10 protein-coding genes are annotated in these 11228 nt (G+C 74.1%); all 10 read left to right on the top strand.

Going from position 1 to position 11228, the window contains the following annotated elements; translation table 11 throughout:
- Positions 1-106 precede the first annotated feature (106 nt).
- Genes VK501_RS28155 through VK501_RS28110 form a run of 10 tightly spaced genes read left to right on the top strand, consistent with a single transcriptional unit; the run spans position 107 to position 11227 of the window.
- Positions 107-1093: an ABC transporter permease gene (locus tag VK501_RS28155; RefSeq protein ID WP_349261081.1), complete on the top strand. Its 987-nt coding sequence runs from the start codon at positions 107-109 to the stop codon at positions 1091-1093.
- Complete coding sequence (locus tag VK501_RS28150) at positions 1090-1908, top strand: ATP-binding cassette domain-containing protein (protein ID WP_324343378.1); 819 nt, start codon at positions 1090-1092, stop codon at positions 1906-1908. Before VK501_RS28155 ends, VK501_RS28150 begins: the two co-directional genes overlap by 4 nt.
- Positions 1905-3143, top strand: coding sequence for a Gfo/Idh/MocA family oxidoreductase (locus VK501_RS28145; protein WP_324343377.1), 1239 nt, complete (start codon positions 1905-1907; stop codon positions 3141-3143). Before VK501_RS28150 ends, VK501_RS28145 begins: the two co-directional genes overlap by 4 nt.
- The gene (iolG, locus tag VK501_RS28140) at positions 3143-4177 is read left to right on the top strand and encodes an inositol 2-dehydrogenase (protein ID WP_324343376.1); all 1035 of its coding nucleotides are present in this window, start codon (positions 3143-3145) and stop codon (positions 4175-4177) included. The genes VK501_RS28145 and iolG overlap by 1 nt, the downstream gene beginning before the upstream one ends.
- Positions 4174-5103: an SDR family oxidoreductase gene (locus VK501_RS28135; protein ID WP_324343375.1), complete on the top strand. Its 930-nt coding sequence runs from the start codon at positions 4174-4176 to the stop codon at positions 5101-5103. Before iolG ends, VK501_RS28135 begins: the two co-directional genes overlap by 4 nt.
- Positions 5100-6062, top strand: a complete 963-nt coding sequence (gene iolC, locus VK501_RS28130; RefSeq protein WP_324343374.1) for a 5-dehydro-2-deoxygluconokinase — start codon at positions 5100-5102, stop codon at positions 6060-6062. The genes VK501_RS28135 and iolC overlap by 4 nt, the downstream gene beginning before the upstream one ends.
- The gene (gene iolD / locus VK501_RS28125; protein ID WP_324343373.1) at positions 6059-7969 is read left to right on the top strand and encodes a 3D-(3,5/4)-trihydroxycyclohexane-1,2-dione acylhydrolase (decyclizing); all 1911 of its coding nucleotides are present in this window, start codon (positions 6059-6061) and stop codon (positions 7967-7969) included. The genes iolC and iolD overlap by 4 nt, the downstream gene beginning before the upstream one ends.
- Positions 7966-8796, top strand: coding sequence for a 5-deoxy-glucuronate isomerase (iolB, locus tag VK501_RS28120; RefSeq protein WP_324343372.1), 831 nt, complete (start codon positions 7966-7968; stop codon positions 8794-8796). The genes iolD and iolB overlap by 4 nt, the downstream gene beginning before the upstream one ends.
- A 23-nt stretch (positions 8797-8819) precedes the next feature.
- Positions 8820-10325 carry a CoA-acylating methylmalonate-semialdehyde dehydrogenase gene (locus VK501_RS28115; protein WP_324343371.1) on the top strand — a complete coding sequence of 502 codons (1506 nt, stop codon included), beginning with the start codon at positions 8820-8822 and terminating at the stop codon, positions 10323-10325.
- Positions 10326-10330: 5 nt separating this feature from the next.
- Entirely contained in the window at positions 10331-11227 is an 897-nt protein-coding gene (locus VK501_RS28110) for a Cgl0159 family (beta/alpha)8-fold protein (RefSeq protein ID WP_324343370.1), read from the top strand.
- Position 11228: the final 1 nt, after the last annotated feature.

Raw genomic sequence — 11228 nt, 5'->3', positions numbered from 1 at the left:
GAGCAAGCACGACACGGCCCCGGGACCGGCTCCCGTGGCGTCCTCCGCGGCGGCCGCCCCGCCGCCGGTCCCGGTGTCCGACGAGCGCCTGGCGAACGTCGGCGCGATGGCCCGCCTCCTGCGCCGGCCGGAGATCGGGGCCCTCCTGGCGGCGGTCGTCGTCGGGATCTTCTTCTGGACCCAGAACGCGCTGTTCCTGCGCCTGGACGGCATCGCGAACTGGACCGACGTCGCCTCGACGATCGGGATCCCCGCGGTCGTCGTCGCGCTGCTGATGATCGGCGGCGAGTTCGACCTCTCGGCCGGGGTCATGACCGGCTCGGCCGGCCTGATGATGGGCATCCTGGCCACCAAGGTCGACATGAACATCTGGCTGGCCATGGTGCTGACGCTGATGGCGGCGACCGCGGTCGGGTTCGTCAACGGCTACGTCGTCATGGCGACCAAGCTCCCGAGCTTCATCGTCACGCTCGCGACCTTCTTCATCCTGCAGGGCGTCAACCTCGGCGTCACCAAGGCCATCACCAACCAGGTCGCCGTCAGCGGGCTCGACACCGCCGCCGGCTACGACAGCGCCAACAAGCTCTTCGGCGGCAGCTTCTGGGCGCCCCACGACTTCCGCATCACCGTCCTGTGGTGGATCGCGATCACCGCGCTCGCCACGTGGGTGCTCGCGCGCACGCGCGTGGGGAACTGGATCTTCGGCGTGGGCGGCGACGCCGACGCGGCGCGCAACGTCGGCGTGCCGGTCAACCAGGTGAAGATCGGGCTGTTCATGACGACGTCGTTCGTCTGCGCCCTGACGGGCATCATGATCGCCCTGCGGCTCGCCTCGACGCAGGCCGGCCAGGGGGTCGGCGACGAGTTCCAGTTCATCATCGCCGCGGTCGTCGGCGGCTGCGTGCTGACCGGGGGCTTCGGCTCGGCGGTCGGCGCGTCGCTCGGCGCCCTGATCATCGGCATGGCGTTCATCGGGATCCAGTTCTCCGGCTGGAACACCGACTGGCGCTTCCTGTTCCTCGGCGTGATCCTGCTGGTCGCCGTCCTGGTCAACAACTACATCCGCAAGCGCGCGGAGGGGGCACGAGGATGAGCGCCACGGTGCAGAGCGAGACGCCGCTGCTCGAGGTGCGCGGCATCGGGAAGTTCTTCGGCAACGTCACGGCGCTGAAGGACGTCAGCGTGCAGGTCGGCGCGGGCGAGGTGACGTGCGTCCTCGGCGACAACGGCGCGGGCAAGTCCACGTTCATCAAGATCCTCTCGGGCGTGCACCGCCACGACGAGGGCCAGCTATTGGTCGATGGCGAGGAGACGCACTTCAGCTCGCCGCGCGAGGCCAAGGAGCGCGGCATCGCCACCGTCTTCCAGGACCTGGCGACCGTCCCGCTTATGTCGATCTGGCGCAACTTCTTCCTCGGCTCGGAGCCGACGAAGGGGCGGGGTCCGACGCGCCGCGTGGACGTCAAGTTCGCGCAGGAGACCATGGTCGCCGAGCTGCGCAAGATGGGGATCGACGTCCGCGATCCCGACCAGCCGGTCGGCACGCTGTCGGGCGGCGAGCGCCAGGCCGTGGCCATCGCACGCGCGGTGTACTTCGGGGCCAAGGTCCTGATCCTCGACGAGCCGACCTCGGCGCTGGGGGTCAAGCAGTCGGGCGTGGTCCTGCGCTACGTTGCGCAGGCGCGCACCCGCGGGCTGGGCGTCATCTTCATCACGCACAACCCGCACCACGCCTTCCCGGTCGGCGATCGCTTCGTGATCCTCAACCGCGGCAAGCTCGTGGGCGCGTGGAAGAAGGGCGAGATCGAGCGCGACGACCTCGTCAAGATGATGTCGGGCGGCGCCGAGCTGGACGCGCTGGCCCACGAGCTCGAGCGCGAGCTGCAGCGCCCCGAGGCGACCGCGTGAGCACGCCCGTGGCCCAGGAGCGGGCCGGGTCCGGCGCGCGAGCGCGCCGGACCCTCGGCGTCGGGGTCGTCGGGTTCGGCTGGCTCGGCCACGCGCACGCGCGGTCCATGCTGCGCATTCCGACGCTGTTTACCGACCGGGACTTCGACCCGGTCCTCGTGGCGTGCAGCGATCCGGTCGGTGCGCTCGCGCAGGACGCGCTCGACTCGTTCGGCTTTCGCCGCAGCGGCGCGGAGTGGGAGCGGGTGATCGAGGACCCCGAGGTCGACATCGTCGTCGTCGCGGCGCCGAACATGCTCCACGTGGAGCTGGTCGAGGCCGCCGCGCAGGCCGGCAAGGCGGTGTTCTGCGAGAAGCCGGTGGGCGGGACGCCCCAGCACGTCGTCCGCGCGGCGCGCGCCGCCCGCGCCGCGGGCGTGATCAGCGGCGTGGGCTACAACTACCGCTGGGCGCCGCTCGTGCAGTACGCGCGTGAGCTGATCGCCGCCGGCGAGCTGGGCGAGATCACCAACTACCGCGGCCGCTTCTTCTCCATGTACGGCAGCGATCCGCTCGGGCCGCTGTCCTGGCGCTTCCAGCAGGAGGAGGGCGGCTACGGCGTGACGAGCGACCTGCTCAGCCACGCGGTGGACATGGGGCACATGCTTCTCGGACCGATCACCCGGGTGCTCGGCACGACCGCGACGTTCATCTCCGAGCGGCCCCTCCCGCGGGTGGGTGGGTCCGATTCCTCCTCGCACTACGGGCGCGGCGTCGCCGGCGACCCCACGGGCCCGGTGACCAACGAGGACTACGCCGGGCTGCTGTGCGAGTTCGCCGGCGGCGCGCGCGGGACGTTCGAGGCCAGCCGCACGATCATCGGGCCGGAGAGCCAGATGGCGTTCGACGTCTACGGGACGCGCGGCGCGGCGGGCTGGAGCCTGGAGCAGCTCAACGAGCTGCGGCTCTACCGCGCCACCGAGGACCGTGGCTCGGGCTACACGACCGTGCTCGGCGGGGAGCGCTTCGGCCACCACGGCGCGTTCGTCCCGGGCGCCGGCAACCCCATCGGATACGAGGACCTGGTCGTGATCGAGGACTACGAGTTCTGCCGCGCCGTCGTCGAGGGCCGGCCGTACGCGCCCGGCTTCGACGCGGCGCTGGCCTGGGCGGCGGTGCAGGACGCGCTGTTTCGCTCGGTGGACAGCGGTCGCTGGGAGGACGTCGTGGACCTGCTGCCGGCGGAGGCGGCGTGATGGAGGCCACCGCGGTCGCCGTGGCCCCGCTGCGCATCGGCGTCATCGGCGTCGGCCGGATCGGCCGTATGCACGCCGAGCTGTTGGCCCGCCAGGTCCCCGGCGCGACGCTCGGCCCGGTCTACGACCCGTTCGGCGTCGCGGCGCGTGACGTGGCCGGCGAGCTGGGCGTCGCCGCGGCCGCCAGCGTGGACGAGCTGCTGGCCTCCGACGTGGACGCCGTCGCGATCTGCTCGAGCACCGACACCCACGCCGACCTGCTCGTCGCGGCCGCCGAGGCGGGCAAGGCGATCTTCTGCGAGAAGCCGGTCTCCCTCGACCTGGCCGTGGTCGACCGCGCGCTGGAGGCCGTCGAGGCCGCCGGCGTGCCGTTCCAGATCGGCTTCAACCGCCGCTTCGATCCCGCGCACGCGGCGGTCCGCGAGGCCGTCGTCTCGGGCGCGGTGGGCGACCCGCACCTCGTGCGGATCTCCAGCCGCGATCCGGCGCCGCCGCCGCTGGAGTACGTCCGCCACTCCGGCGGGCTGTTCCTGGACATGATGATCCACGACTTCGACATGGCCCGGTTCGTGACCGGCAGCGAGGTGGTGGAGGTCTTCGCCCGCGGCGCGGTGCGCGTGGAGCCGTCGTTCGCCGACGCGGGCGACGTCGACACCGCGCTCGTCACGCTCGTGCACGAGGACGGGTGCCTGACCGCGATCGACAACTCCCGGCGCGCGGTCTACGGCTACGACCAGCGCGTGGAGGTCTTCGGGTCGGCGGGGATGGCGGCCTCCGAGAACCCGCTCGCCCACACCACCGTCGTGCGCACCGCCGACGGGACGAGCAGCGCGGCGCTGCCGTACTTCTTCCTCGACCGCTACGTGCCGAGCTACCTCCAGGAGTGGGAGGCGTTCGTCACCGCCGTCCAGAGCGGGACGGCGCCGCCGGTCACGACGCGCGACGCCCGCGCGCCGCTGGTCATCGGGCTGGCCGCGTGGCGCTCGCTGCGTGAGGGCCGGCCGGTTCGGGTGCAGGAGGTCGAGGCGACGTGAGCGACGGCGCGACGCGCGTGTACCTCACGGGCGCCGGCGGGTTCGTGGGCTCCAACCTCGCGCGCGCCTTCGCGGGCCACGGCGCGGACGTGGTGGCGCCGACTCACGGCGCCGTCGACCTCACCGACGCCCGGGCGGTGGCGCGCAGCGTCGCGGCGGCGCGGCCCGACGCGATCGTCCACGCGGCGATCTGGAACGACCCGGCCGCGCTGCTGACCGACCGGCGGCGGGCCTGGTCGTCCTACGTGGGCGCCACGCGCCACCTCGCCGACGCGGCCAACGCGACCGGCGCGCACCTCGTGCTCGTCTCGACCGACTGGGTCTTCGACGGAACGCAGGGACCGGCAACCGAGGACGAGCCGCCCAACCCGATCAACCCCTATGGGTTCCTCAAGGCCGCCTCCGAGCTGGTGGTCACCGAGCGCGCCGAGCGCGGCACGGTCGCGCGCATCGCCGGCGTGCAAGGCCTCCATCTCGCCCATCGCAACACGCCCCGCCGGCAGGACGCCGGCTTCGGCTACCTCGTCGCCTCGCTGGTCGACGCGCTGCGCCAGGGCCGCCGCTTCACCGTGTGGGACGGCCCCGGCCTGAACGTCCTCGCGACGCCGACGCTCGCGTCCGACGCGGCGGAGCTGATCTGGCGCGCCGTGCAGCGCGGCGTCACCGGAACCCTGCACTGCTGCGGCGGCGAGCACGCCGATCGCGTCGGCCTCGCCCGCCGCGCCGTCGCGGCGTTCGGCCTCGACGAGAACCTGCTGGCCGTCGGCCCGCCCGACCCCGCCGCGCTGCCGGCCGGCGGCGTGCCGTTCGACACGCGGCTGGACGCGACGGCGACCGCCGCCGCGCTGGACGCCGAGCTTCCCGACCTCGACACGATGCTCGCGCGCCTGCGCGCCGAGCTGGACCCCTCCCGGAGCGCCGCATGACCCAGCCGCTGGACCTCATCACGATGGGCAGGGTCGGCGTCGACCTGTACCCCGAGCAGATCGGCGTCAAGCTCGCCGACGTGCGCACGTTCGCCAAGTCGCTGGGCGGCAGCCCCACCAACGTCGCGGTCGCCGCGGCCCGGCTCGGTGCTCGCTCCGCCGTCATCACCAAGGTCGGAGACGACCCGTTCGGCCCCTACGTGCGCCGGGCGCTGCGCGAGTTCGGGGTCGACGACCGCTGGGTCGGCACGCATCCGACGCTGCGCACGCCGGTCGTGTTCTGCGAGATCCACCCGCCCGACGACTTCCCGTTGCTCTTCTACCGCGAGCCGACGGCGCCCGACATGACGATCGCCCCGGAGGAGCTCGACCTCGATGCGATCCGCGCCGCGCGCGTGTTCTGGACGACGGGCACCGGCCTGTCGGCGCAGCCGAGCCGCGCGGCGACGCTCGCCGCGCTGGCCGCGCGCGACGACGCCGACGACGGCGCCATCACGGTCCACGACCTCGACCACCGACCGATGTTCTGGGACGACGAGGCCGAGGCGGGCCGCTACGCCCGCGAGGCGCTCGCGCACGCGACGGTCGCCGTCGGCAACCGCGACGAGGTGGCGGTGGCCGTCGGGACCCGCGATCCGCACGAGGCCTCCGCGGCGCTGCTGGACCTCGGCGTGCGCCTGGCGATCGTCAAGCGCGGCCCCGACGGCGTGCTCGTGCGCACGCGCGATTCGCTGACCGAGATCCCGCCGGTGCCCGTCGACGTCGTCTGCGGGCTCGGCGCGGGCGATGCGTTCGGCGGCGCGCTCGTGCACGGGCTCCTGCACGGCCATGACGTCGAGCGCACCGTGCGGCTCGCCAACGCGGCGGGCTCCTACGTCGCGGGCAGGCTCGCCTGCGCGGACGCGATGCCGACGCTCGGCGACCTCGAGCCGCTGGTCGGCAGCGGGGCGCGCGCATGACGCGCCTCACCGTCGCCCAGGCGCTCGTGCGCTTCCTCGCCGCGCAGGAGATCGAGCGCGACGGCGTGCGCACGAGGTTCTTCGCCGGCTGCTTCGGGATCTTCGGCCACGGCAACGTCGCCGGCCTCGGTCAGGCGCTGCAGCAGCACGCCGACCTGCTGCCCTACCACCCGGCCCGCAACGAGCAGGCCATGGTCCACGTCGCGGCCGGCTACGCGCGCCAGCGCAACCGGCTCGGCGCGTTCGCGTGCACGACGTCGGTCGGGCCGGGCGCGACCAACCTCGTCACCGGCGCCGCCGGGGCCACCATCAACCGCCTGCCGGTGCTGCTGCTGCCGGGCGACACGTTCGCCACGCGGACGCCGCACCCGGTCCTCCAGCAGCTCGAGGTCCCGCACGACGCGACCGTCTCGGTCAACGACTGCCTGCGGCCGGTGTCGCGCTACTACGAGCGCGCCGAGCGCCCCGAGCAGCTGGTGACCGCCGCGCTGGAGGCGATGCGCGTCCTGACCGACCCGGCCGAGACCGGCGCGGTGACGCTCGCGCTGCCCGAGGACGTGCAGGCCGAGGCCTATGACTTCCCGGAGGCGTTCCTCGCGCCGCGCGTCTGGACCGTGTTCCGCCAGCCGCCCGCGCCCGAGGCGCTGTCGCGTGCCGCCGACCTCGTCCGCGCGGCGAAGCGCCCGCTGATCGTTGCCGGGGGCGGCGTGATCTACAGCGAGGCGACGGTCGCGCTGCGCGACCTGGTCGACGGCACGGGCATCCCCGTCGCCGAGACGCAGGCCGGCCGCGGCGCGCTGGTCTCCGACCACCCGCTGAGCCTCGGCGCCGTCGGCGCGACCGGCACCGCGGCGGCCAACCGCCTGGCGCGCGAGGCGGACCTCGTCATCGGCGTCGGCACGCGCTGGAGCGACTTCACGACGGCGTCGAAGTCGGCGTTCCAGGATCCGGGCGTGCGCTTCGTCAACGTCAACGTCACGGGCTTCGACGCCGCCAAGCACAGCGGGCTGCCGGTGGTGGCCGACGCGCGCGTGGCGCTCGAGCAGCTCGCCGAGGAGCTCGACGACCACCGCGTCGACGCGGGCTGGGAGCGGCACGCGATCGAGGAGGCCGCCGGCTGGGCCGCCGAGGTGCAGCGGCTCGTCGCCGCGCCGGACGGCGATCCGCCGCTGCCGCCGCAGGCCGCGATCATCGGCGCGATCAACGACGCGGCCGGCGAGACCGGCGTGGTGGTGTGCGCCGCGGGCTCGGCGCCCGGCGACCTGCACAAGCTGTGGCACGCCCGCGATCCCGCCGGCAAGGGCTACCACGTCGAGTACGGGTACTCGTGCATGGGCTACGAGATCCCGGGCGGGATGGGCGTCAAGCTGGCGGCGCCCGAGCGCGAGGTGTACGTCTTGGTGGGCGACGGCTCCTACCTGATGCTCCCCGGCGAGCTGGTGACCGCGGTGGCCGAGCGCCTCCCGATCGTCGTCGTGCTCGTCGACAACCACGGCTACGCGTCGATCGGCGCGCTGTCGCGGTCGGTCGGGGCGTCGGGCTTCGGGACCCACCACCGGGTCTCGGCCAACGGCGCGCTGCCGCTCGACGCGCCGGACGGCGCCGCGCTGGCGGCCGCCGCCGAGCCGTTGCCGGTCGACCTCGCCGCCAACGCCGAGAGCCTCGGCGCCCGGGTCATCCGCACGCGCACGATCGGCGAGCTGCGCCAGGCGCTGGCCGACGCGCGCGGCGCCGCCGGCCCGGTCGTCATCCACATCGAGGCCGACCGCTACGCGGGCGTGCCGAGCTACGAGGGCTGGTGGGACGTGCCGGTCGCCGAGGTCAGCGACCAGGACTCCGTCCGCACCGCCCGCGCGGCCTACGACCGCGCGCGCCTGGCGCAGCGCACCCACCTGGAGGTCCCATGAGCGAGCTGCTCGTCCATCCGTCGCGCGACCCCGAGCCCGACGGGACGCTGCTGCGCGTGACGCCGGAGTCGGCCGGCTGGCGCCACGTGGGCTTCGAGGCCGTGGCGCTCGGCGGTGCCGGCGCCGCGCGCGCCGAGCGCGACACCGGCGACCGCGAGCTCTGCGTCGTCGTGGTCTCCGGCGCCGTCCACGTGCGGTCGCCGCACGGCGAATGGCGCGACCTCGGCGGCCGGCCCGACCCGTGGTCCGGGCGGCCGGACGCGGCCTACCTGCCGCCCGCCACGCACGTCACCGTCGAGGCCGCCGGCGACGAGGCCGAGGTCGGCTTCTGCTGGGCGCCCGCGCCCGGCGGCGGCGCCGCGGCCCGCGTCCTGCCCGGCGACGAGATCGACGTCGAGACCCGCGGCCACGGCGCGCTGGAGCGCACCATCCACCCGATCCTGATGGGCGACCGCGCGGCCGAGTCGCTGCTCGTCTGCGAGGTGCTCACGCCGCCGGGCCACTGGTCGTCCTACCCTCCGCACAAGCACGACCGCGACGACCCGCCGCACGAGACCTGCCTCGAGGAGACCTACTACCACCGCGTCGCCCCGGCCCGCGGCTTCGGCCTGCAGCGGGTCTACACCGACGACCGCACGCTCGACGAGTCGCTCGCGTTCGGCGACCGCGACTGCGTCCTGGTGCCGCGTGGGTACCACACCGTCTCCGCACCGCCCGGGTATGACGTGTACTACTTGAACGTGATGGCCGGCCCGACACGGGCGTGGGCCGTCGCCAACGATCCCGACCACGCGTGGACGCTGGATCCCCAGCCCGCGTCCCGTTGACCCCAGAACCCCAGGAGCACCCCATGTCCGCCACCGCGACCCGCCTGCTCGACAACTACGTCGGCGGCCAGTGGACGCCGGCGACCGCCGCGTCCGAGGCCCTCGACGTCACCAACCCCGCCACCGGGGAGGTGCTCGCGCGCGTCCCGCTCTCGGGCCGCGCCGACCTCGACGCCGCGGTCACGGCGGCGCGCGAGGCGCTGCCCGCGTGGCGCGCGGTCAGCACGATCGGCCGCGCCCGCAAGCTCTTCGAGCTGCGCGAGCGGCTCGTCGGCCGCCGCGAGGACCTCGCCCGCGCGGTGACCACCGAGATGGGCAAGACGATCGACGACGCCCGCGCCGAGGTGGCGCGGATGATCGAGATGGTCGAGGCCGCGTGCGCGATCCCGACGACGATGCAGGGCCGCATCCTGGAGGACGTCTCGCGCAACATCGACGCCGAGACGATCCGCCAGCCCGTGGGCGTGTGCGCGGCGATCGTGCCGTTCAACTTCCCCGCCATGGTCCCGTTCTGGTTCCTGCCGTTCGCGATCGGCTGCGGCAACACCTTCATCCTGAAGCCGAGCGAGCAGGTGCCGCTCACGCAGCAGATCGCCTTCGAGGAGCTCGACGCGCTGGGGCTGCCGCCCGGCGTGGTCAACCTCGTCAACGGCGGCCGCGACGTCGTGGACGGGATCCTCGACCACCCAGGGATCGACGCGGTGTCGTTCGTCGGCTCGGCGCCCGTCGCCAAGCTCGTCTACGAGCGCGCCGCGAAGGCCGGCAAGCGCGTGCAGGCGCTCGGCGGCGCCAAGAACCACATGGTGGTCATGCCCGACGCGGTGATCGAGCAGACCGTCAACGGCATCGTCGGCTCGGCGTTCGGCGCGGCCGGGCAGCGCTGCATGGCCGGCTCGGTCGTGGTGACCGTGGGCGAGGCGCACGAGCGCCTGCTGCCGGCGCTGCGGGAGGCCACCGAGGCGCTGTCGGTCGGCGACGGGCTGGACGCCGCGACGAGCGTCGGCCCCGTGGTGTCGTGCGCCGCGCGCGACCGGATCACCGAGTGGATCGACCGCGGCATCGCCGACGGCGGAACGGTCGTCGTGGACGGGCGCGACGCGGGCGCCGCGCTGAACCCCGGCGGCGCGTTCGTCGGCCCGACGATCCTCGACGACGTCGCGCCCGACGCGGCGATCGTGCAGGAGGAGGTCTTCGGGCCGGTGCTCACGATCGTCAAGGCCGACTCGCTGGACGACGCCATCGCGATGGTCAACCGCAGCCGGTTCGGCAACGGCACCTCGATCTTCACGGAGTCCGGCGCGGCCGTCCGCCGCTACCGCCACGAGGTCGAGGCGGGCATGATCGGCGTGAACATCGGCGTCGCCGCGCCGGTCGCCTTCTTCCCGTTCTCGGGCTGGAAGGACTCGTTCCTGGGCGACCTCCACGCCCACGGGCCCGACGCCGTCGAGTTCTACACCCGCAAGAAGACCGTGACGAGCCGCTACTTCTCCAGCGGCCAGGGCCACGGCTCGTACTTCGTCGAGAGCTGAGGCGGATGCGCCCCGAGTCGCTGGAGTCGATCATCGAGACGCGGACGCACCGGCCCGCCGCGATCGCCGAGGCGGCCGCCCGGCGCCGGCGGCCGGCCGCGGCCCTGGACGGCGCGGGCACGACGATGATCGTCGCGGCCGACCACCCGGCGCGCGGCTCGCTGGGCGCCGGGGAACGGCCGCTGGCGATGGCCGACCGCGCCGACCTCCTGGACCGCCTGTGCCTGGCGCTCTCGCGCCCGGGCGTCGACGGCGTGCTCGGCACGCCCGACATCGTCGAGGACCTCCTGCTGCTCGGCGCGCTGGAGGGCAAGGTGGTGTTCGGCTCGATGAACCGCGGCGGTCTGACCGGCGCGGCGTGGGAGCTCGACGACCGCTTCACGGCCTACGACGCCGCGACGATCGCCGCGATGGGCTACGAGGGCGGCAAGATGCTCACGCGCATCGCCCTCGACGATCCGGCGACCGCCGGCACCGTCGAGGCCTGCGCACGGGCCGTGAGCGACCTCGCGCGACACGGGCTCGTCGCGATGGTCGAGCCGTTCATGGCGCAGCGCACCGACGGCCGGCTGCGCAACCTGCTCACGACCGAGGCGGCCATCCGCGCGTCGGCGATCGCGGCGGGCCTCGGCACGACCTCGGCCTACACGTGGCTCAAGGTCCCGGTGGTGCCCGACATGGAGCGCGTCGTCGCGGCGACGACGCTGCCGACGGTCCTGCTCGGCGGCGAGGTCAACCAGGACCAGGACGCGACGTTCGCGGCCTGGGAGCGCGCGCTCGCGCTGCCCAACGTCGTCGGCCTCGTCGTCGGCCGCTCCCTGCTCTACCCGCCCGGCGACGACGTCACGACCGCCGTCGACACCGCGGTCTCGCTGCTGCCGCGGACCGTCCGGGCGCCCTAGC

This window comes from Baekduia sp. (assembly GCF_035318805.1).
Taxonomy (GTDB): Bacteria; Actinomycetota; Thermoleophilia; order Solirubrobacterales; family Solirubrobacteraceae; genus Baekduia.
Note: the sequence above shows the minus strand (reverse complement) of the source record. Positions and strands in the feature narration are given on the sequence as shown.

Coding starts and splice junctions, on each gene's coding strand:
- iolD (WP_324343373.1), top strand. CDS start 6,059: ATGACGCGCCTCACCGTCGCCCAGGCGCTCGTGCGCTTCCTCGCCGCG.
- iolB (WP_324343372.1), top strand. CDS start 7,966: ATGAGCGAGCTGCTCGTCCATCCGTCGCGCGACCCCGAGCCCGACGGG.
- iolC (WP_324343374.1), top strand. CDS start 5,100: ATGACCCAGCCGCTGGACCTCATCACGATGGGCAGGGTCGGCGTCGAC.
- VK501_RS28115 (WP_324343371.1), top strand. CDS start 8,820: ATGTCCGCCACCGCGACCCGCCTGCTCGACAACTACGTCGGCGGCCAG.
- VK501_RS28110 (WP_324343370.1), top strand. CDS start 10,331: ATGCGCCCCGAGTCGCTGGAGTCGATCATCGAGACGCGGACGCACCGG.
- VK501_RS28150 (WP_324343378.1), top strand. CDS start 1,090: ATGAGCGCCACGGTGCAGAGCGAGACGCCGCTGCTCGAGGTGCGCGGC.
- VK501_RS28155 (WP_349261081.1), top strand. CDS start 107: ATGGCCCGCCTCCTGCGCCGGCCGGAGATCGGGGCCCTCCTGGCGGCG.
- iolG (WP_324343376.1), top strand. CDS start 3,143: ATGGAGGCCACCGCGGTCGCCGTGGCCCCGCTGCGCATCGGCGTCATC.